This is a genomic window from Limosilactobacillus agrestimuris (assembly GCF_943193105.1).
GTDB lineage: Bacteria > Bacillota > Bacilli > Lactobacillales > Lactobacillaceae > Limosilactobacillus > Limosilactobacillus agrestimuris.
In genome coordinates this window covers 1-20,677 of record NZ_CALPCW010000017.1, presented here as the reverse complement: position 1 = coordinate 20,677, position 20,677 = coordinate 1, and the positions used below count along the sequence as shown (strand labels likewise).

At 37.7% G+C, this 20,677-nt stretch carries 21 protein-coding genes and 1 pseudogene; 16 read left to right on the top strand and 6 right to left on the bottom strand.

Annotated elements, in window-relative coordinates; genetic code table 11:
* The first annotated feature begins 256 nt into the window (after positions 1–256).
* The 11 genes from NFR46_RS08985 to NFR46_RS09480 all read left to right on the top strand — a co-directional run bounded on the left by NFR46_RS08985 (position 257) and on the right by NFR46_RS09480 (position 9,536).
* Positions 257–589, top strand: coding sequence for a hypothetical protein (locus NFR46_RS08985; protein ID WP_251576650.1), 333 nt, complete (start codon positions 257–259; stop codon positions 587–589).
* Complete coding sequence (locus NFR46_RS08980) at positions 586–1,749, top strand: FtsK/SpoIIIE domain-containing protein (protein ID WP_251576648.1); 1,164 nt, start codon at positions 586–588, stop codon at positions 1,747–1,749. Before NFR46_RS08985 ends, NFR46_RS08980 begins: the two co-directional genes overlap by 4 nt.
* Before the next feature lie 3 nt (positions 1,750–1,752).
* Positions 1,753–2,253, top strand: coding sequence for a hypothetical protein (locus tag NFR46_RS08975; RefSeq protein ID WP_251576646.1), 501 nt, complete (start codon positions 1,753–1,755; stop codon positions 2,251–2,253).
* 190 nt (positions 2,254–2,443) lie between these two features.
* Complete coding sequence (locus NFR46_RS08970) at positions 2,444–3,649, top strand: Rep family protein (protein WP_251576644.1); 1,206 nt, start codon at positions 2,444–2,446, stop codon at positions 3,647–3,649.
* Positions 3,650–3,920: 271 nt separating this feature from the next.
* Entirely contained in the window at positions 3,921–4,493 is a 573-nt protein-coding gene (locus NFR46_RS08965; protein WP_251576642.1) for a hypothetical protein, read from the top strand.
* A gap of 9 nt (positions 4,494–4,502) precedes the next feature.
* Positions 4,503–5,123, top strand: coding sequence for a tyrosine-type recombinase/integrase (locus tag NFR46_RS08960; protein WP_338146937.1), 621 nt, complete (start codon positions 4,503–4,505; stop codon positions 5,121–5,123).
* Positions 5,124–5,627: 504 nt separating this feature from the next.
* Positions 5,628–5,765, top strand: coding sequence for a hypothetical protein (locus NFR46_RS08955; RefSeq protein WP_251576638.1), 138 nt, complete (start codon positions 5,628–5,630; stop codon positions 5,763–5,765).
* Positions 5,766–6,087: 322 nt separating this feature from the next.
* Positions 6,088–6,537: an NUDIX hydrolase gene (locus tag NFR46_RS08950; protein ID WP_277612870.1), complete on the top strand. Its 450-nt coding sequence runs from the start codon at positions 6,088–6,090 to the stop codon at positions 6,535–6,537.
* 117 nt (positions 6,538–6,654) lie between these two features.
* Positions 6,655–8,160, top strand: a complete 1,506-nt coding sequence (locus NFR46_RS08945; RefSeq protein ID WP_251576634.1) for an IS3 family transposase — start codon at positions 6,655–6,657, stop codon at positions 8,158–8,160.
* A 143-nt stretch (positions 8,161–8,303) separates the two neighbouring features.
* Positions 8,304–9,041, top strand: coding sequence for a transposase (locus NFR46_RS08940; RefSeq protein WP_251576632.1), 738 nt, complete (start codon positions 8,304–8,306; stop codon positions 9,039–9,041).
* Positions 9,042–9,536 carry a transposase gene (locus NFR46_RS09480; protein ID WP_420908599.1) on the top strand — a complete coding sequence of 165 codons (495 nt, stop codon included), beginning with the start codon at positions 9,042–9,044 and terminating at the stop codon, positions 9,534–9,536.
* Here NFR46_RS09480 and NFR46_RS08930 read toward each other — a convergent pair.
* Together NFR46_RS08930 and NFR46_RS08925 are read right to left on the bottom strand one after the other, a co-directional pair.
* Positions 9,455–10,282, bottom strand: a pseudogene (locus NFR46_RS08930) (AEC family transporter); the annotation flags it as partial. The gene NFR46_RS09480 and the pseudogene NFR46_RS08930 overlap by 82 nt on opposite strands.
* Before the next feature lie 56 nt (positions 10,283–10,338).
* Positions 10,339–11,430, bottom strand: coding sequence for an FRG domain-containing protein (locus NFR46_RS08925; RefSeq protein WP_251576630.1), 1,092 nt, complete (start codon positions 11,428–11,430; stop codon positions 10,339–10,341).
* 191 nt (positions 11,431–11,621) lie between these two features.
* On the opposite strand from NFR46_RS08925, the gene NFR46_RS08920 reads away from it, so the two are divergent.
* Both NFR46_RS08920 and NFR46_RS08915 read left to right on the top strand, forming a co-directional pair.
* Entirely contained in the window at positions 11,622–12,995 is a 1,374-nt protein-coding gene (locus NFR46_RS08920; RefSeq protein WP_251576629.1) for an APC family permease, read from the top strand.
* A gap of 77 nt (positions 12,996–13,072) precedes the next feature.
* Positions 13,073–13,726 (top strand): NAD(P)-dependent oxidoreductase, encoded by a 654-nt coding sequence (locus NFR46_RS08915; RefSeq protein ID WP_251576627.1) that lies wholly within the window; start codon positions 13,073–13,075, stop codon positions 13,724–13,726.
* A gap of 250 nt (positions 13,727–13,976) precedes the next feature.
* Here the strand turns inward: NFR46_RS08915 and NFR46_RS08910 are convergent, their stop codons facing one another.
* The gene (locus tag NFR46_RS08910) at positions 13,977–14,210 is read right to left on the bottom strand and encodes a cytochrome b5-like heme/steroid binding domain-containing protein (protein ID WP_251576625.1); all 234 of its coding nucleotides are present in this window, start codon (positions 14,208–14,210) and stop codon (positions 13,977–13,979) included.
* Positions 14,211–14,511: 301 nt separating this feature from the next.
* Positions 14,512–14,787 (bottom strand): hypothetical protein, encoded by a 276-nt coding sequence (locus NFR46_RS08905; protein WP_251576623.1) that lies wholly within the window; start codon positions 14,785–14,787, stop codon positions 14,512–14,514.
* 164 nt (positions 14,788–14,951) lie between these two features.
* Here NFR46_RS08905 and NFR46_RS08900 point away from each other — a divergent pair, with 164 nt between their 5' ends.
* Positions 14,952–15,920, top strand: a complete 969-nt coding sequence (locus tag NFR46_RS08900) for a DUF3114 domain-containing protein (protein WP_251576621.1) — start codon at positions 14,952–14,954, stop codon at positions 15,918–15,920.
* Positions 15,921–15,979: 59 nt separating this feature from the next.
* Here NFR46_RS08900 and NFR46_RS08895 read toward each other — a convergent pair whose 3' ends face one another.
* On the bottom strand, positions 15,980–17,212 hold the full coding sequence (locus NFR46_RS08895; RefSeq protein WP_251576619.1) for a zinc-ribbon domain-containing protein: 1,233 nt from the start codon (positions 17,210–17,212) through the stop codon (positions 15,980–15,982).
* A gap of 139 nt (positions 17,213–17,351) precedes the next feature.
* On the opposite strand from NFR46_RS08895, the gene NFR46_RS08890 reads away from it, so the two are divergent.
* Both NFR46_RS08890 and NFR46_RS08885 read left to right on the top strand, forming a co-directional pair.
* Positions 17,352–18,890: a multicopper oxidase family protein gene (locus NFR46_RS08890; protein ID WP_251576617.1), complete on the top strand. Its 1,539-nt coding sequence runs from the start codon at positions 17,352–17,354 to the stop codon at positions 18,888–18,890.
* Positions 18,891–18,963: 73 nt separating this feature from the next.
* Positions 18,964–19,173: a hypothetical protein gene (locus NFR46_RS08885; protein ID WP_191685095.1), complete on the top strand. Its 210-nt coding sequence runs from the start codon at positions 18,964–18,966 to the stop codon at positions 19,171–19,173.
* 77 nt (positions 19,174–19,250) lie between these two features.
* On the opposite strand, the gene NFR46_RS08880 is transcribed toward NFR46_RS08885, so the two are convergent.
* Positions 19,251–20,090 carry a metallophosphoesterase gene (locus NFR46_RS08880; protein ID WP_251576659.1) on the bottom strand — a complete coding sequence of 280 codons (840 nt, stop codon included), beginning with the start codon at positions 20,088–20,090 and terminating at the stop codon, positions 19,251–19,253.
* Between the last annotated feature and the right edge of the window lie 587 nt (positions 20,091–20,677).

The following is a 20,677-nucleotide window of genomic DNA, read 5'->3' as shown; positions in this document are numbered from 1 at the left end:
GAGATTGCAGACATTTAATAGTATTCATGAGCTCACTTTTTCCTTTCTTAAGTATTAATTCGAATTAACTTCATTTTCATACAGTATTAGTCTTTTGTGGCAATCGCTTCATAAATGCGAAATTTCTAATTTTAGAAAAGTGATTAATAAAAAAGTTGCAGATTTTAGGCCAAAATTAGGTCGTTAATCTGCAACTTTTTTTGTTCAAACTAAAGGAAAATGATGATGTACTAAGATGACGAAAGGATGTTAGCTTATGAATTTGATTTTGAAAAACGCTGATTGCTTAGATGGATATAAGATCAAGCCACTTAGCATCTCAGCTCGGACAGCTCACACTGAATTTAATAATAAAGAAGATGTAGCCACTTATCCCAAACGTGTATCGTTTGTTGTGGAGGAAACGCCTGATGGCAAGAATGTTGGACAACGTTTTGCAATGTTTTTGCAAAATGTGGATGGTATTGAACTACAAGAATCTTTTGTGATTAACCGAGACGCTCTTATTAAGGCTCCATTAATTACTCTTTGGGCACGAAAATCGTTTGTTAATTTAACATTACGCGCGAAAGGAGTTGAGTTTAAATGAATCAACCAACAGATGAAAAGTTGGAACGTATCTGTGAGCAGGCATTAGCGATGTGCCTATCAACTTCGGATAATCAAGTTGGAAGTAGTATACAGGTTAAGCTTGATTCTCAATCAAAGGTACGAGGGTTATGGGTTTTCATTAAATCACCAAGCCCTTTAGTTCCAAGTGAAGAATTGTACCGCCAGATTTATGCAATCCTTTATTATTGCTTGTTACCAGCCTATACATTGAGCAGTAGCCAAATGATCATCCGAACCTTTCCAGGTGATGATTTTTCACTTACAAGAGGTTTTTGGTTCATGCTCCATCCAGGGATCCCAACCAGGCTGGTGGGAACTGTCGACCAGATTATGGCTGACGTTGAAGGTATGAATATACCTTTAGAAAAGAATCTAACTATAAATACAAGCAAAGTGGCACATATTTTTATTGCGGGCAATACAGGGTCAGGTAAGACATATGCAGTCTTAACACTTATTCGGTTTTTACTATTTATGAATAGTAAGAGGGAATATTGTCCATTGCGTCGAGTAAGTATTATTGATCCAAAGAAGTCAACGATTGCGAGAACTTTTAAAACGTCAAAAGATGTTGAGTTGTTATTGCCGCAAGCTGGTGAGCGTGCTGAAGACTTTATCCTAAGAGTTAACACCAAACTTCAGCAAGTTTTGGATGATATTAGTAATATTCAAGATAAATTATATGAACAATCGCCAGATCCTGACTGTGATTACCGTATTTTAGGTAAAGATGCGGTTGAAAATTTCCTGGTAATTGACGAACTTGAGAGTATTACGGCAGGAGTGAAGCGGACTCTGGTTAACGAATTTCAAAGCTTACTGACAAAAATAGCACTAACAGGGCGTGAAGCTGGGTGGCACTTGCTGCTGTCATCACAAGTTGCATCCGTCGGCAACGGTGTAACTGGCGCCACATTGAGTAGTTCTGCGCGAGCTCAGATGACCCTACGTATACAATTGGGTCGTTTAGATCGATCTAACATTGTCCAACTCTTCCCAGAACTCAGAGATGGTGGTATACCCTTGCCACTTGGTGGAAAGGGCAGCGGAATAGTTTCAATTAATGACGGAGAAATGGACCATTTTGGGGTATCACCGATTTTAATGCCTACAATTTTGAATCTGGAAGGAGATTAAATTATGGATTCACAAACGAACGAAGAATTACAACGGCTGGGTATTATCTCTAGTAATAAGACCAATGGGGTTAGTTGGTTAAATAATTTAATCTCTAATTTCATCATTGGAATAACGTTGTGTGTAGTATTACTTCTAGTAGGCTGGGTACTATTTCAACACTACTATTTCTGCGGTAGCGACCATTATTTAAATCGAGCGTTACGTGACAAGCTCAAAGTACCAGCTAATGTATATGATGCTGGGAACTATATCAAGATGCAGGCTAATTTCCGTGCGAACTTTGTTAGAGTGTTTGTCTCTAGAAAGCAAGTGAAACTAGTAATTCCTCTTAATTTTTTATTCTGCTTTAGATCATCTATCTCGTTAGAAGATTATTTTGACGAATTACTTACCAGTAAATCGTTCAGCAATTTTTTGACGAATCACTTTCCAAATTTTATTTTTGGACAACCAAAATATGGTGATAGAGCTATTGTGATTATTGGCTATCCTCGCCAGTAATGTATGGAGAATTGGCTCTGCCGTCCAAGGCAGAACGCTAAATTCTCCATACATCTATATGGTAAAAATAAAGCCAAAATAAACGTTCAAATAGCGTAGTAACAACAATCCGGGGCTTGTTTGTCGGATTGTTGATTAAGACAAAAAATCAATTAAAACGTTGATGTATCAAGAAATAGGAGGGTTAGAAATGGGAGCAGCCAAGAAGACACCTCGTTCGGCTGTGATGATGTTTGTGCAGCAGGAAGAATATTTTGAGGACAAGAATAACCCGTTAGAATACTTGCGGCGGTGCTGTAAAACTTTGGAGAAGGAACATGATCTATATCAGTGGGCGATTATCAAGCATGATCGTGATGTGGATACTGAGGGTAACATGGTAAAGCCACATTTCCACGTAGCGCTTGTATTTAACAGAAGAGTTTCGGTATCCGTAGCTGCTAAATTTTTTCATGATTCGTCAGAACATTTTGAGATTTTTACTAAGCGGGGAACAAGTACTAAGATGGCAGCTATTAATGTAATGCTGTATTTATGCCACCTTACAAAGAACTCGGCAAAAAAGTACCAATATGATTTAAACACTGTTAATGCCAATTTTAATTATGTGAAGTTTATTGAGAATGCACAAAAAAATTATGATGGCTTTCAGCTATTAGATCAGGTTAGCGGTGGATTATTGAGTTATGAGAAGGCAAAGGATATTTTAAGAGCTAAAGGTGCCAAGATATTTCTGCAATTCTCAAAGAAATTGGATGACATTAAAGACGATTTGGATGAGCGTAAATATGAAGACTGGGTCCGGATCAAGAAGCAAGTAGGTAAGCCATTAAAGACAGTATGGCTGTCGGGGCCAAGCGGATTGGGTAAAACACGGTATGCGGTTGATTTCGCGCGGGATAATGATTTGTCATATTTCATTACAAGTGGTTGGCGGGATCCTTTTGAAAAGTACAATGGGCAAAAAGTACTTATCTTAGACGAAATACGACCTCATTCCGTGAATTATCAGGATTTTTTACAATTACTAGATCCGTACAACTTTGAAAAGATGTTATCCGCTCGGTATCACAATGTTCTTTTTAGATCGAACATAATTATGGTTACCAGTGTTTATAGTCCTTTTGAATTTTATAAAGAATTGAAGGTTAGCGATAAGAAGATTGATACTTTTGATCAACTAAATCGTCGTTTAGGAAGTATAGCTTTTTTTACTGGCGATGAAGTTCAAGAGATCCAATATTTCTGTAAGGCGACAACAGGTGAATGGCAATATAGGAAACTATCAGGTTTTCAAAATAAATATCGCCATAAAACTAAGATACAAATACAAAACTTTAGTCTTTATGATTTAAATAAGTATGCTGAACAATTACATAAGCAGGGTGGTGATTAAAATGTTTGGTACCGATATTTTGAATGGGAAACAATTAAGAGGTTATCTTCATATCAGCACTACCATGTTGTATCAACTTATTAGGGAAGGATTGCCCTACCATCAATTAACGAATAATAGTCGCAAGTATTATAACCGCCAAGAAATTATAGAGTGGTTAATGAAACATGGTTATCGTACTCAAAACACTTGGACAAAATAGTGACGAAGTTGTAAGCTGGATAAAGTAGCTTGCAACTTCTCTTTTTTACGGTAAAGAGAGGTTATAACTATGATTAAAAAGAAAACAGTTGGTGCTCATAAAGGCCAATGGATGGTTCGTATCCAGCCGCGCGACAAAGTAACCGGAAAGCAAATTAGCTGGCCGATTAAATATGTTGCAACAAAAAAAGAAGCTAAACTTGCTGAAAGTCAAATGTGGGCTGAATACAAATCAGGCCTTGATATTGGAAAGGCTTCTGATACTTTTAGTGAGGATTTTGATAACTTTGTGAATCAAAAGAAGGATTTGATTTCGCCAGTTACTTTTCGTGATTGGCACTATTCAGCCACCGTATTTAAGCAGTACTTTGGTAATGCTAAGATTAGTAATATAACTGAGCAGTCAGTTGGGCGGTTTGCTCGTCAGTTCGTTAAGGATCATCATTCAACGGTTGGTCGGGCAACGGTAATCGCCCATCGATTAACGCATATGAGGAACTTTTTTAAGCCACTTGAGGGTACAGCTGTAAAAATCAATCCTGTTCCGGAAAAGGCTCTATCTAAGTTCTTTAAGAAAAATGAGTTTGATGTCGGTAAGAAGAGATATGTTTTCTCTAATGAAGAATTAGAGTTAATCCGGTAGCAGTTACTACTGGAAATCAATCGCGCTTCTATTAATAACATTGGTACGAGATTAGCTATATGGATTGCCTTAGAGACGGGGATGCGCCCGGGGGAAATTCAGGCGGTTAAATTTAGTAATGTTACCGATAAAGATGGCTATTCTGTATTTAAGATCAATGATAGTTGGTCCGATTATACAAAGTCGTTCAATGGTGCCTTAAAATCCAGGCCGCATGGGTATTACCGATACACTGTTCCAATTAGTTATCAGCTAGTTCAATTTTTAGAGGAATATCATAAGCAAGTAGTAGTCTTTCTTAAAGAGAAAGCACTTCCTTTAGATAATGAATTAGTCCTTGTTAATCTTCATGACTATAGGTCAGTAACTGAAGGGCGTCCCATTACTCAACGTAGTATGAATCTAATGTTGGATAAGATATGTAATGAGTTAGGGATTGATGGTGGGGATGCACAATTATCAATGTATTCATTCCGGCACACAATTTGCACTAAACTTGCTAATAAACCAGGGATCAGTTATCCATGGGCAGCGGAGCGAATGGGACATAGTTTAGCTGTATTTATGAGGACTTATGTTCATAGTGATCGTGATATGGATAAGAAGATGATGGACGCTTGGATGTCCTGACACACGATTGACACACAAATGTATACAGAAGACGTTAAAAACATTGATGTAGAGGTACTGAAAGGAATTAACCTCCGTGCTTCTAGTCAGCACTAGATAGAATTCAAAAGCCTACAGAAAAAGCCGCAAAAGCTTAATCTGTGGGCTTTTTTGTATACTTAAGAAGTAAAGTGAATGATTATGAAATATTCTGAATTACTGTTTCAAACACACAAATAAACACACAGAATTAAAAATTGTGTTCTGTGTGTTTGAGAGAAAATATAAGGGGTCATATAGGTTGATATATCAACGTTTTAACGTGATATTTTTGTGTGTTTAAGTCAATTATTTCAGACAATTCAATTAGACAGTTAATCAATTTTTGATTAGCTGTTTTTTCATTGTCGCTTATTTTTCAGATATTTTTTGGTCATGAAGCGTATCCTAACATTTGTCTAAAAGCAGCTTATTATTTGCAGATGGCAACAGGCGGGCAGCATTAGAAACAGCAAAATATTTTTAATGTTGAATGATATCGATGTTATATTTGAAGAAATAGAAGCGGGGCAAATGGTGTTAAACGTTACTAACTCGCCTGACTCTGAAGAAGTAATGTTGAAAATTGCTCAGTATTTAAAACAACATCAAGTTAAAAATTAGAATTCTCGTGTATTTGCAAAACATACTAACTGACGTCATACAAAATGGGCCTTATGTGATTGAAAGGATAAAAATAATATCCTGCTATAGCGATAAAATGCATCGTTATAACAGGATATTTTTTATTTTAAGGATGAAAAAACTGCGTACTTGTTTGTTACTATCTTTCTCAATACAATTGCAGCAGTTGTTAATAGATAGTATATGAAAGGGAGAACATAATGTTTAATTACTATCCCCGATGTGGGAGTAAATTAATTGAACGAAAGATTATAAAAAGAAGCGTCAAATTTGTCCTAATTGTAATTATATTCACTGGAATGTGGAAAAGATTAGTGTTGGTGGCTTTGTAATGAAAGGCAAAAAAATATTATTGGTACAGCGTGCTCAAGAACCAGGTAAAGGAAAGTGGACGATTCCTGGTGACTTCGTTGAACAGACGGAAACAATCAATCGAGTAATACAACGAGAAATAAAAGAAAAAACGGGAATTAACGCCCAAGTACAAAAGATATTTTCAATTGGTGAACTACCTTCTGTAAAAGAGCATGACGTATACATTGTCTTTCGGTTGACTTACCTGAGTGGGAAAATTCAACTACAGAAGGATGAGATAATGGCCGCGGACTTTTTCTCAATTGAGGACGCTTTAAAATTGCCTTTAGCTAACTTAACGCAACAATTACTGGCACTTTTTCAAGAAAAGTCTGGAGGTTTAGTTGCTAGGAATAATATTCCCGAGGATGCTAATGGCTTTTATTTATATGGGTAAAAGATTTATTAATGTCCACACCGGTTATAAAATGTTGGAAAACACCGAGGGCTATAATACCCTCTAAGTATACAGGTGAAATAGAAAATTCATCTGATACTTGGAGGGTATTTCTATATGGGAAGAAGATCTAAATTTTCACTCCAACAAAAATTAAGTATTATTAATGAAGCTAAAATAGTATCCACTGAAAAAGTAGCTAAGAAATTTGGTGTGAGCGCTCATACCATCAAAAGATGGCAAGAAATCTTTCAATATCAAGGAATTGATGGGCTTGAAAATATCCATCATAATAAAAATTATTCTATCGAGTTCAAACGACAATTGGTTGTAGAATTTGAGCAATCAATGGACTCTTTAGAAAATTTTGCCTTAAAACACGGTTTAAAATCCGATTGGCAACTAGCAAATTGGATTATCCAGTATAATGAATCAAAACTGAAGGCTTATATGCCAAGGAGACGGGATTCAATTATGCCAGGACGTAAGACTACTTTTGAAGAACGATTATTGATAATTGAAGAACTGATTAAACATGATATTAACTACAACTGGGCAGTGAACAAATATCATGTTAGTTACCAACAAATTTATGGTTGGTATCGAAAATACCGTAAAAGTGGTAATGACCCGCAATCACTTCGTGATCGCCGGGGTAAAGCCAAGTCGAAGGAAGCCTGGACAGAAGTTGATCGACTAAAAGCTGAAAATCGATTATTAAAGGCCCAACTTCTTCGTAAAGAAATGGAAGATGCCTACTCAAAAAAAGTAATGGAAATACGCAATGGCGAACGATTCCTCAAACAACAAGCTATCAAAGAACTGAGTCAAGAACATGACTGGCCAATTAGTATCTTGTGTCAGATCGCTGGCATAACTAGAGATGCTTATTACAAGTGGCTTCATAGAAAGCCAAGTAATTATAAAGTTGAACAATCAGAGCTGCTTGAAGCAATTCTAGAATTGGAGGAGAAGCATAAGTGGACACTGGGGTACTTAGCGATGACAACGCAACTAGCCTTCGAAAATAAACTAAGTTTCAAGGCGGGACTAAAGCGGGTAACTGATTGTATGAGAAATCATGGAATCAGGGCTAATATCCGGAAGAAGAAACATAATCGTGTTAAGCATTATGAAGAATATATTAATGACAATTTACTCAATGAACAATTTGATCGTCAGAGTAAAAACGAAGTTTGGGTAAGCAATACTACAGAGGTTCTGTACGGGATAGATCAAGTAAAGACGGCTCGCGTGCATGTGGTTTTGGACCTGTATGGACGTTACGCTTTGAGCTACAATATCTCACCTACAGAAACAGCAGTGTCAGCAATTGAAGTATTTAAGCGTGCCTTCAAAGTGGAACCAGATGCCCATCCGCTGATCCATACGGATCGCGGATCGGCATATTGTTCAATGGCTTTCAATGATTATTTAGCCGATCAAAACTGTATTCACAGCATGTCGCATCCAGGTCATCTTTGGGAGAACTCACCACTCATTTGGTTAGCTAAATGGTCACGACCTAAAACATTGGTGGAATTGAAGCAATCGGTAAAAGAAGCTATTAAATATTTCAACACTCAACGAGCTTATGCGTCCAAAAACGGGGCTGTGACATAAGTCCCTAATAATAAGCGGAGTTAGATGAAATCTTCGGATTTCATCTAACTCCGTTTTCCTTTAAAATATGTATTAGTAAAAGAAAAAGACACCGACCAGCTCGTCGATGTCTTCAAAATACCCTCGAAAGGATATGTAAAACATTGGAAACTAATTATAACATGAATCAACTTAGTTTGAACATACCTACTGCCTATGAACCTGAATTAAACCATCCTGCTCGTTATATTAACCAATTAGTTGAAAGCCTTGCGATCTGCAAGCCTAATATTATGGGGCGACCAAGGGAATACGATCCGAGAATGTTATTAAAATTGGTCCTTTTAGTCTACAGTTACGGTATTATTTCCTGTCGGAAAATTGAACGCGTTGCTCGTGAAAATATTGTCGCAATGTGGTTAACTCAAGAACAGCGACCGACTTACCGTACGATCGCTCGCTTTGTGATTTCTAAGGACTTAGAAGAAATGATCCAAAGCAGTTTTAAGGAGTTTCATGACTACCTGAAAGCTCAAGGAATGATTGATGAGGCTTCATTTATTGATGGCACTAAAATTCTGGCTAACGCAAATAAGTACTCCTTTGTTTGGAAGAAGCGTACGATCAAGTATAGTGAATTAAACGTTGAAAAAGCCAGTAAACTGCTTCAAGAAATCAAGCAAGCTGAAGTTAAAATCGCCGTTGACGAGAATAACTTTGACGTTGATCAGCTCGATACTATTATTGCGCTTCTTGAACAACGTATCGAAGAATTGAATCAACAGGTAAGCGAAACCGCTAAGGTTTCCCCTAATCCGGCCAAACAAGAACGACGCCACGCCAAAAAATATCGCCGCGCTTTAGAATACTGTCGCCAAAAAAATTTAGAATATCGTACTTAAATGCAGATCGCTGGTTCACGGAATAGCTACTCTAAAACAGATCACGCAGCTACTTTTATGCGCGTTAAAGAAGATCCGATGCGTAATGGACAAACTAAGCCGGCATATAATCTTCAAATTATGACTAATTCGCAATTTACGCTTGGCTATGACTTAATGCAAAACCCCACTGATACGAGAACACTAATTCCATTTCTTAAGCAGCTCGCCCAGAACGAAGTTTTGGGACGAGAAATTGTAGCCGATGCTGGTTATGGGTCTGAACGTAATTATAAATATCTTGAAGATGAGTTGCCTGATTGCACCGCCCTAATTTCTTATAGCACGATGATTACTATGTCAATCCAGCTGGAGTCCGCTTTAATTTTAAACGATACGCTTACCGAAACGATAAATATAAGTTCCATCGCGACTTTAAAGTATTCCCACTGTGGATTGACCATGATCTGTTTTATATATCCCCGTGGAGTCAATGCTTGTGGAATTAGCCAGTGATTTTCATTAAATCTTTCGGCCTGATAGACTTTAAAATCGCGGCGGAACCCATAACTATCATGACGATAGGCATAACGTTTGAAGTTGAAACGTACTCCATCAGGGTTGATATAAAAATCGTCTTTTTCATGGTATTCCCAGTTCATAACTTTTCGATCATCGGATTGCCATTTACGACTATTCTCCTTGAGCATGGTGCTGTAAGGAATTAAGGCCGTCCGAATTCTTTGTTTAAGACTTCCTGCTGAATGAGTTTGGAAAATACCAATTCCTTGAGTCCATGACATAACGTTAAACCCGATCATTGAAGCAACGGCATAAAAAACACCAGTACTACCAAATAAACCCTGGGCAAGCGGAATTCCCATAAAGCCATTATTGGAGTAACTACTCCCGTAAATAGCAATTCGCCGAAGATTTCGATCGGATTCACGAGCAAAAAGGAGTTTAGCAAGGATAATTGAAACAAAGTAAACGATGAAGACACTACCGGTGATGATTAGTAGTTGCCAAAAGCGTGCAGATGAAAAAGGCTGTTCAAAGGCCTTGATAATAACAAGCGGAGAAAGAAAATAAAGCGTGATATTAGTTAAGTCATTAATTGATTGGGGATGGAGAGAACCCAATTTCCGAATAACAGCTCCTAGCAACATCAACAGAAAAATTACGCCAACCTGATTAATTAATTGCGTAATTGACACGTTAGCAACCTCCTTTACAATAATTTGCTTTTTGTTCAATAACATAATAATTATATGGAGAGAGAAGAAGAAAAAGCAAATTCTGGTGGCTCAGTTGCTTTCTAAAATCCTAGATACTTTGCCTTGATCATTTCCGCCTTCTTGGCATGATCTTCTGGATAGATAAAGCTATAATCGATTCCTAGTTTAGCCAGCTCGTCTAAAATCGATCGCTTATATTCAGCAGGGATAATGTATTTTTCCTTTTCGTCGGGGTTATCCGGATTATAAAGGCTCAAAATATCAATTGCTAGTTGGGCTCGTCGTTCGACTTCAGAATAATCAATGTCTACGGAAGGATCGTATTCTTCACCAATGAAGGGAACGAAGAGGAAGAGCCCTTGTTGATTCTCCATCCGCCGACTCATTCGTTTAATGGTGACAATCTTAGGCACAATTAATTCGAGGGGATTCAACTTGTTTGAAAAACTGGGGATGTCTCGTTTGGCTTCTTCAAATAGTCGTAAGAAAGGTAGCGTCTGGAGATCTCGTTTAAATTCCGCAAAATAATCTGAATCCTGGTTATTAAAGTAGCTATCATAGCTGTGACTCCAGAGCTTATGTTGTTGGGCAATGTAGTCATTATCCAGTTTGTAGAAGTTTTTGATTGATTGAAAGAAAGCCGCCTTATCAGCAAGTGACTGACGAGCAAGGGACGACTCTAGCTGCATTTCGTTACTAAAGGCATTTTTCTTGAAATAATTATGACTTGTCAATTTATTTTTGCTTTTGTATTCAGCGATTAGGTTATGCCAGCCACGTTCGTCCAACATTTTGGCTAATTTATCTGGATTTGGTTGATCCTTGTAAATGTATACTTCACCATTCCCCTTACCACCTTTGACCGCAAAGAAAAGAGCAATTAAAGGGTTAGAACTAACATCGAGTAATCGCGTTGGTAGATGATAGTGTTCCATTAGGGCTAGTCGTTCGAAGTTGGTCCGGCATTTTTCAAATAGTTGAGGATCGGTCATTAGAAAATCATTAAAAAGGTTATCTTCGTTATCTAATAACTTGCGACTCCGGAAAATAGCGGGGAGAGTGTTAGAAAAAGCATCATCTTGTCCCCGAAAATAGTAGTTGTGCTTTTTATTGTTGATGAGTTTTTCGATTTCTTCAATATAGTTAGAAACGGTTTTGATATTATGGATCATTGAATTAGCCTCCTACTTATTAAATGTAATGTTCAGATTAAATGCCCCTTATATGCAAATTTTAGTCTGCATAGGCCGCAATTACTAGTGGTGAACTTGTTGCAAGGGGAATAAATCATTTTTTTGTTAAAAAAAGACTACAATTTTGTTAAAAAAAGACTACAATATAAATAAAGTTATATTGTTATGGGGTGATAATTATCGCTAGTCAGAATTCAGTACCTAAGAAGTTATCGTTTATTTCAATTTACTTTTTAGGAATTAATGGGGTAATTGGGTCTGGAACATTCTTACTCCCATCCGTAATTTATCGGTATATGAATTTGTCCGCAGTAGCGGTTCTTCTTTGTACCGCTATTACAGTATCCTTAATTGCGTTATGTTACGCTGATATGTCGAGTCGGTTTACTGGTTCAGGGGCTGCATGGCTTTATTCGTACCATGCCTTTGGTCGCTTTACCGGTTATGAATTAGGGATCTTTACTTGGTTCTTGGGGTGTTGTACCTTGTCGGCAGAAATTGTTGCCTTGTTGACGACGCTCAAGAGTTTCTTGCCGGTATTTAAGAACCCCGTTGTTTATGGAGTCGGTGCGTTAGGGCTGATATTATTGTTTGCTCTGATCAACTTTTATGGACGAAGTATTGTTAAGGTCGTTAATAACATTTCAGCAGCCGCAAAGATCCTAACACTGATTATTTTCATTGTAGTTGGGGTATTTTTCATCCATAAGGCAAACTTTACGCCAATTATTCCGCAAGCTGCACTTAAAGGGCCAATGCCGTTCCTTCACCACTTTGGTTCAGCATTTACCCCGATCTTTTACCTATTTACGGGATTTTCCTTCTTACCAATCGCTGCTCAGCAGATGAATAATCCAGAAAAGAATATTCCCCGAGTTTTGATTGCGGTTATGGTAAGTGTTACTATCTTGGATGCTTTGATGATGACGGTTGCCGTTGGTCTTTCAGGGATTAAATTAGGTGGTTACTCAACACCATTAGCCAATGCCCTTGGTACTGCAATCGGTAAGTGGGGCTATGCGATTATTATCTTCGGGATGCTTGTAAGTATCTTTGGTGTTGCCTTTTCTGCCTCATTTAATACGCCTTCCTTGATTGCATCGATGGCGAACGAACATGGGATGCTACCAAAATTTGTTGGTAAAAAGAACAAGCACGATGCTCCATGGGTTGGGATCATTCTGACCTCAATTCTTTCAGCCCTGTTTTCTACCCAAAGCTACCTCTTTCTGGTTAACTGTACCGTTCTGGCATCATTCATTCAGTATGTGCCAACAATTCTTGCAGTTATTAAGTTTAAACATAGTAACGAGTATCCAACGCACGGCTTCGAGTTGCCTGGAAAGTATTGGATTCCTGGTTTAGCACTGCTAGTTTCCTGCTACATGATTACTAACTTTACTTCCAAGACACTCCTCGTCGGCACAGTCATTGCTGTTCTTGCTGCAGTTGCTTACTTCTTTATTAAGCGTGACCGGAAATTTGAAGAGAAGCATGACAAGTGGTTGAGAGAACTTCAGGAAGAAGGACAGAAATTAAAGTAATGCCTTTTCTTTGGCAATCTTCAATCCACATGATACAGTTATTATAAAAATAATTATAAAGTGAGGAGAGATATACGATGATCAAGGTTGGAATAATTGGTGCTTCCGGAATGGCCGGTAGTGCAATATATAAATTAGCTGCAGCACAACCGGGACTTGATGTAACTGGAATTGTTCGTCACGAAGAAAAAGCGAAGAAAGTGCTTGGCGATGATGCACAACTCATCAGTGGTGACATCTTTTCCATGATTGATAGTGTATTAGCCCGTTTTGACGTAATCGTTGATGCGTTTGGGACTAACCCAGCGGATGCAGAACGACACCTTAAACTTGCTGAAAAGCTAATCAATCTCGCACGAAAAGATAAGATTAGGTTGATCTTTATTCTTGGTGCAGGTAGCCTTCATACTGGTGGCGATCAACACTTGTTTGTTGAAGATATTGAAAAGCTACCTGATTCCGGATCGTGGATTAACACCCCGCGGCAGCAAGTAAAGGAACTCCAATACCTGGAAGCAATTACTGACGTTGATTGGGTTGGTATTTCTCCTGCTGCTAGTTTTGAACCTGGTCCAGTTTCTGACTATAAACTTGGTAAAGATGAATTAATGTTTAACGATCAGGGCGAATCAAAGGTAACAACCGGTACAGTAGCAGAAATTGTCGTTAGTGAAATTGTTGCTCCTAAGTTCCACCATGAACGCTTTACCGTGGTTAACACGGGAAAATAATGAAGCTGGGAATTAACCTCCTCGAGAGACTGGTTGGCTAACCTAGGACAATGAATGATGATGAAATCATCAGAATCGTTCGTAGCCAAATAGGCTTACTCCACTGCGTTAGTCTTGAAGGCTCTGGTTACGACGCGCAGCTAGCCTATGGATTCCCACGATTAGACTCTATAAGTTCGGAGACTATAAGTAATGGCTTACGTAATAAGCTCCAAAGCTTGGAAATCAAACTTTGGAGCTCTTTTTTGCTTTAATCAACTAATTTTCCAATCAAAGGAAGTTTGGAAATTGGTGAGTATTTCCGGGCCGCTTCTTGGTAGGTGACGCTGGATAAATCGTGTCCAACGACGCTTCCGTGAACTTCGGCACCTTGCCATTCGGGAACTTCGGAGACATCATACACATTTCCGTTGACACCAATGTAACCAGGCCGTCCTTCAAGACCGTCGTACTTTGCTAATTCATCATGAGTAAAGGCTCGCATAAGTATCCCTCCTTAAATGAAACAATAACAACTTTGTGCCCTTACTATAACATCAAAGAGGAGTGAAAGGCTGAATTTAGCACTTTATGGAATGAGAATGTTAAATCATGTATTGACCATCTTCAAGAATGAAGTTTTTGAAAAGGGGTAACGCAAATTTTACTTCTCCATATCCCGCGGGGAAGGTGATAAATTAATTGCATGATTAATTGATTCGGTTGACCATTAATACTTTAGGTTAAATTACCTAAAAATATTAAAAGCTTAGGGGATAATATCAATCTCCTAAGCTTTTAGTGATTTAATCTTTAAATACATCTTCTAATTTTCCGGATAATGAAATCTTGTCAAGACCGTTAGTGAGTTCGTAATGGTCATCATCGACCTTCGTATCACGATAGCCAGCACGTGAAAAGGCCGCAACTAACTTCTCCATGAATTTTTGACCTGATTGGGTTGATTCGTAAATCATGTTATCAATGTACATTGGCAAATCAGGACTATTCCGAATTAAGGTAATGGAGTAAACCTGTTGGTCAGTCTTGCTAATTTCTGAAGTATTTTGCATTAATGACATTCTAATCCCCTCCTGTAAACAATTATACTTTATATCTTTTAATAGCCAATATAAAAGTATCAATTAGTTTTAATATTATTAATTATTTTAACTCTTAGCTACATAATCTTCTTATTTTAACGCTAAATTAAAGTTACTATTTTTAAGATCAGGAGGTGGACCAGGTGAACGGGAAAGTAAACCAGTTAATTACAATTTTGAATTCAAATATGTCACCCAAACAACGACTCCAACGGGTAATCGACGACGAGTTTAATGCGGAAATTGACCAGCATGGTTTCCTTCAAATAGAGTCAGCGTACTTTGGATTAGGGATCTCACCGGCATCGCCGTTCTTTACTGGATTTCGTCAGTTAGTAATTGATGCTTACTCAACATCTAAGGGGCTAAAAGAAGATGAATTAGGGAGAAAACTTCACCTTTTTCGGAGCTACCTCGATCTGTTTTACCTAAATTATATTCGGCAGTATCCTGGTAGAACCGACCTTCAGCGTCTTTTAACTTTTGCCCAAGAGCATAAATTGCGATTGGATTATGAAACTGATAGTGGTTACCATAATCGGACGCAAAGTCAGTACCAGTACCCAAAGAATATGAAAATCCAACTGACAAGGAGTTCATGGCGTCTCCATCACAATCCATCCCGGATGATTGAATTTATCGTTAATATTGATAATGGGGGATTTGTTAGTGAGTGGAATACGTATAAGCTGACAGAAAAAGGAAGGATCGATAGTGATCCAGCAAATTATTCAGTTGAAGAATTAGAAGTGGTAGCTAACACCGAGTCATTTAATTACGGGATTCCTCATGGCAATTACTTTGTGTATCCCCGTTTTCAAAAAACTCACCGCTACCTTGATATCCAGCAACCACGCGATAACGCCCTTCGTCAACGGGCAAAGAAGATTTACCGAGCACCAAAAAGTTATCGAGCTGGTGGCAAATTTACGGATTTGATTAGGGCGGGAAAAATTAAGGACGTTAGAGCCTGGCAAGGGATCCCACTCGCACAGCGTGAAAAAGTATATGGTGCATTTATTAACCACCTTGCGCAATCGGGGATGCCAAATTGGGGAATTAATTATTATTTGGGTTCGACGATGAGATACCAGAAGTATTTTGTGATTTAAAATTAGAAAAGAGCCCTGACATTTAAATTATAGAATGTCAGGACTCTTATAGTTTTATATTATTTTTGTTCGTTAGATTCACTAACTTTCTTAGCATGACCTAAGGATTGAATCTTAAATCCATTATTATTATTTTGATCATTAGTTTTAACGAGGATACCAGTATACTTAAATACTTGAATTCGTTTAGTTTCGCTATCGTCATCGTCATTGTTCTTATTATAGAAAGTAAACTTAACTTGATAGTTAACTTTGAATTTCTTATCGCTAACAGGAGTAACACTATTAACATTTACTTTAGCATCATAACTGGAAATTCCATCGTCGTCACTAAAGCCGTCAAACATTTTAACGAGTTGCTTGTAACCAGTGTTATTTTGACCACTGACGAAGCTTTCGTCATTATCATCAACACCACTTTGGAAAACGCTACTTAGAATGGATTGGGCAGTATCATTAGAAATACCGTTATTCATGGTAATACTATCATCTGAACTTGTAACCGTTGTTTTAATGTTGTGGTTACCTACGTTCTTAGTACCGACAAAAGTATGAAGTCCTGGTAAGTATGGACCAAATGATTTTGAATAGGCTGCATTAGATGTACTAGATTGGTTAACGTCACTAGTATTATTATCACTTGTATCACTATTAGAAGTGACTTTTCCAAGCTCTTGGCCATCCATTTTAATGTTCATGCCTTTTTGATCAGTATTTACGGTAATATAGGTGGGCTCAGCTTGAATTTTATAACGTGGCCAGATCAACCAAGCTCGGCCTTTTTGGACAAATTGGTAATCAGACCATTTGTTACCATCTTCAAATTTTTGTTTCATAGTAGTTAAGTCACCAGGATATTTTTGGAAGTATTTTTGAATAGGCTTAACAGTTTTATTGTTAATTTTTACTTCTGAAGATGTAGAGGTGACGTATTTGCCTGCATTTTTGGTAGGATCACCAATAGCAGTAGTTGCCCGTGTCATTTGATTATCCACTGAATAATAGAAATGTCCCCATATCAAGAAAATAATTATTAAAACAACAATCCCCAAAATAGTGTTGTTTCGTTTCTTGTTTAAATTCCATTTTTCGGTAATTGTATTAGTTGTGGCTTTTGCTTCTCGTTTAGCTGAGTCGATACTTGAGTTTGTTTGCCTACTAATATTGTCACTGTTCGTAGAAGAAATGTTATTATTTGATGTTAGATTTGATACGTTATTTCCACAGTTAGGACAAAACTTTGTCCCAGCTTTTAATTTTGTCCCACAGTTAGGGCAGAAAAAGTCTTTCATTATAAACGCTCCTCTATAAATGGTAATAAAAAACGGCTATATTATAGCATATAGAAACGCTATAATTTTATTCTTTTTTGTTTTGGGTTAAAAAAGGATTATGATAATGGCGAATAAAGAACAACGGAGGTCTTTTATAATGAGTAAAGCCGAAGTAATCGATCATTATTTCTATGATGAGTCAGCGTATGACTACCATGATGGTGGTTATGTACCGCTAGAAGAACCAAAAGCACCGGAAAAGCCGTTGAATATTCCAGAAATTCTAAAACCGGATAAAGAAACGGCGACTGATATGTACTACACTATCGTAGCGCAAACGGGTGAGGTCCAATTAATGCCCGGAAAGAAAACCAAAACATGGGGTTATAATGCGCCGCTTTTAGGAAAAACGGTTGTGTTTAAGAAGGGAAAAACGATCCACTTGCACTTAGTTAACCACTTGCCGGAAGTGACTACCTTTCACTGGCACGGCCTTGCAATCCCAGGACCGATTGAGGACGGGGGATGTCACGCACCAGTATATCCAGGTGAAAGTCGTGACGTTACATTCAAAATTGATCAACCTGCTGCGTTTGTTTGGCTTCATGCTCATCCATGTCCATCAACTGCTGAACAAGTTTGGCATGGCCTTGCTGCTGGTGCAATTGTTCAAGATGAACACGAAAGTAGTCTTCCACTACCACGTAACTATGGGGTAGACGATATTCCGGTAATCTTACAAGATCGTCGTTTTCATAAAGGAAACCAATGGAATTACCGGAAAGATTATGATCCAGATGGCGTTGCTGGACCAACACCAATGATTAATGGAACAATTAATCCGTACTTTGATGTTACAACCCAAAAGGTTCGGCTTCGTTTCCTTGATGGGGCAAACCGCCGTGAATTCCGTTTGCACTTTAGCGATGATCTGGAATTTACACAAATTGCTGGTGATTTAAGTTTGCTTCCTCATCCAGTTAAGATGACTAAGTTGTTGATTACTTGTGCTGAACGTCAAGAGATCGTTGTTGACTTTGGAAAATACAAACCAGGCGACGTTGTAACACTTTACTCTGACGATGTTCCACTAATTAAGTTCAGGATTCATGAATTTAAGCCAGACAATACTTCGATTCCGGAGACATTATTTGAAACACCAGATCCAGCAGTTGACACTGACCTTCCTGTTCACCATGTTACCCTTGATGGGATGGATGAAGCGGTTGCCATGAACGGTAAGAAGTTTAAGATGGATCGGATCGACTACAAGATGCCGATGGGTAAGGCCCAACTATGGGATATCTGTAATACAAACCCTGCGCCAGGGATGATCCACCCTTATCACATGCACGGAACGGCCTTTGAAGTGATGTCCCGTAATGGTCATGCTCCATACCCTAATGAACTAGGGTTAAAGGATACAGTTGCGATTAATCCAGGCGAGCACGTTGTGATTAAAGTTTGGTTCAATGTCTCGGGTGTCTTTATGTATCATTGTCACATCATTGAACATGAAGATGGCGGAATGATGGCCCAACTTCAAGTAGTTGATCCGGCTGATCCTGATAAGAAGTATCATTTGATAGACCACATGACCTTAATGAAGGCTTTTGCTGAGGAACGTCATGTGCCAATGGATAAGCTATGGCTCGGTGGAATGGAATCGTACAAGAAAATGGGAATGGAAATGTAGCCAAAAAGTTCAAAAAAGATCGTTCACTTTTTAAAAAGAAGACTACAATAGGAAGTGAAAGGAAGCATTAATCATGAATATTGATCAAGATGCTCTTAAGAACTTCCAAGCAAGTAAGTTCGATTTTGTTGATGCAAAGGGTAACGATGTTGACTTTGGTAATTTAAGTGAAGATGTTAAGTACACCCTTCGCGACGGTGAAACGGTTGTTCAAGATGACATGACCATGAAAGATGTTGTCGACACAATCAATGATGAATATGGAAAGACAATGAATGTCTAAGTCCATACCCAAAAGTAGAATTAATTAAACGCTATTTTCAGGTGAGCATCTGAGAATAGCGTTTTTAAGTATAAAGATTATAAAAGTTCGATTATCCGAATTGTTGACGTCCACTGTTCAAAGAAGTTATTTTCTTGCCATTCATTGATTCGTTTATTTCTAACACCAACTGCTTGATTGAGGTAGGTCACATTATGACGAGTAAGCGGGGGATGAATTCCATGGAGGTGACCATAAAAAACGAATCTAACTATGTCAGAATCTTCTATCATCTTTCCAAGACGATCACTCCCCATCATTGCATTGACCATTTGGTAAACTTTTTCTTTTCGTGGAGTGTTAACGACTTGCGGTTTAGGTGCAAGGAGTTCATGTCGGGGTGCGAAGTGGGTGATAAGGATTACTCTTTTTTGAACCTGCTTAGTAAGAAGGAGCTGGTGCTTTACTTGTTTAAGAACCTTTTGCATCCGTTCTTGATCGGAAATAGGCTGCTCGATAGAACTATCAAGCCAAAACACATTTTTCCATCTTTGAACCTCTTTAGTCCGATCGTGGTAACTTGAAAAGGAATAATCATACCAACCATTATTTCCAATTATTCGCCAGTTACTATTTGGAATGTCGATAAACCGGTTATGAAGATATAAAGGAGAATGTAGAGTTTCTGCTTCAACGAAACTGATATTGTTTAGCAGATCATGGTTGCCAGCAACATAGTAAATTTTGGTATTGGGTATTAGTTGCTGCAACTGATTAAAGTAGTGATTTGTTTTCGCAAAATCATTAAAGAGGTCACCAGCGTACAGGTAGTAGTCAATTTTATTTTGTCTGAGCCAGCTTGCCTGAAACGTCAATGCTTCTTGAATGTTTATTCTATTAACATCTAGGTGATTGTCGCTACTAATTGCAATTTTGATATTTAACATCTCTTTTCTTAATTAGCGGTAAGATTTAGACTTGAGATTTGAGATCATCATTGCAGAAAGAACACGTAACGTCAATTTTTTTTAGAATTAATTTGAATTTTCTCTTGCAAATTAGAAGGAAAACCTATATAGTATTTAACTGTTGTCTTTAATAAATGAGTTCTTCAAATCAACTATACCAATTTGAATAGCTCTATTATTGTGATTTTAGCTTATTGTGGTTTGATATGAAAAAATTATCATATTATGTTGACAATCAACTTGAAAGAAGTTACAATAGTATCTGCTGGTTGAGATAAAAATGTTAAAATTAATTCTTGACTTGCTAAACAAAAGATGATATATTATAAAAGCTGCTTATTGAAACGAATGAATAAATTAATTTGAAAAATCTTCAAATTAATTATTGACATCAAAACAAGCATCTGATATAATTAAATTGTTAGTCAGCATTAATTGCTGGCTGAGGTAGACCTTTGAAAACTGAACAAAGTTTCGACAAATCAAATGTGTAGGGTCTTCAATCATTATGATTTGAAGCAAAAACATTTGCGAAGTCAATTCGCTTAATTAATTTG

Coding starts and splice junctions, on each gene's coding strand:
- NFR46_RS08890 (WP_251576617.1), top strand. CDS start 17,352: ATGAGTAAAGCCGAAGTAATCGATCATTATTTCTATGATGAGTCAGCG.
- NFR46_RS08945 (WP_251576634.1), top strand. CDS start 6,655: ATGGGAAGAAGATCTAAATTTTCACTCCAACAAAAATTAAGTATTATT.
- NFR46_RS08885 (WP_191685095.1), top strand. CDS start 18,964: ATGAATATTGATCAAGATGCTCTTAAGAACTTCCAAGCAAGTAAGTTC.
- NFR46_RS08965 (WP_251576642.1), top strand. CDS start 3,921: ATGATTAAAAAGAAAACAGTTGGTGCTCATAAAGGCCAATGGATGGTT.
- NFR46_RS08970 (WP_251576644.1), top strand. CDS start 2,444: ATGGGAGCAGCCAAGAAGACACCTCGTTCGGCTGTGATGATGTTTGTG.
- NFR46_RS08910 (WP_251576625.1), bottom strand. CDS start 14,210: ATGCGAGCCTTTACTCATGATGAATTAGCAAAGTACGACGGTCTTGAA.
- NFR46_RS08925 (WP_251576630.1), bottom strand. CDS start 11,430: ATGATCCATAATATCAAAACCGTTTCTAACTATATTGAAGAAATCGAA.
- NFR46_RS08980 (WP_251576648.1), top strand. CDS start 586: ATGAATCAACCAACAGATGAAAAGTTGGAACGTATCTGTGAGCAGGCA.
- NFR46_RS08905 (WP_251576623.1), bottom strand. CDS start 14,787: ATGTCATTAATGCAAAATACTTCAGAAATTAGCAAGACTGACCAACAG.
- NFR46_RS08915 (WP_251576627.1), top strand. CDS start 13,073: ATGATCAAGGTTGGAATAATTGGTGCTTCCGGAATGGCCGGTAGTGCA.
- NFR46_RS09480 (WP_420908599.1), top strand. CDS start 9,042: ATGCAGATCGCTGGTTCACGGAATAGCTACTCTAAAACAGATCACGCA.
- NFR46_RS08895 (WP_251576619.1), bottom strand. CDS start 17,212: ATGAAAGACTTTTTCTGCCCTAACTGTGGGACAAAATTAAAAGCTGGG.
- NFR46_RS08955 (WP_251576638.1), top strand. CDS start 5,628: ATGTTGAATGATATCGATGTTATATTTGAAGAAATAGAAGCGGGGCAA.
- NFR46_RS08975 (WP_251576646.1), top strand. CDS start 1,753: ATGGATTCACAAACGAACGAAGAATTACAACGGCTGGGTATTATCTCT.
- NFR46_RS08985 (WP_251576650.1), top strand. CDS start 257: ATGAATTTGATTTTGAAAAACGCTGATTGCTTAGATGGATATAAGATC.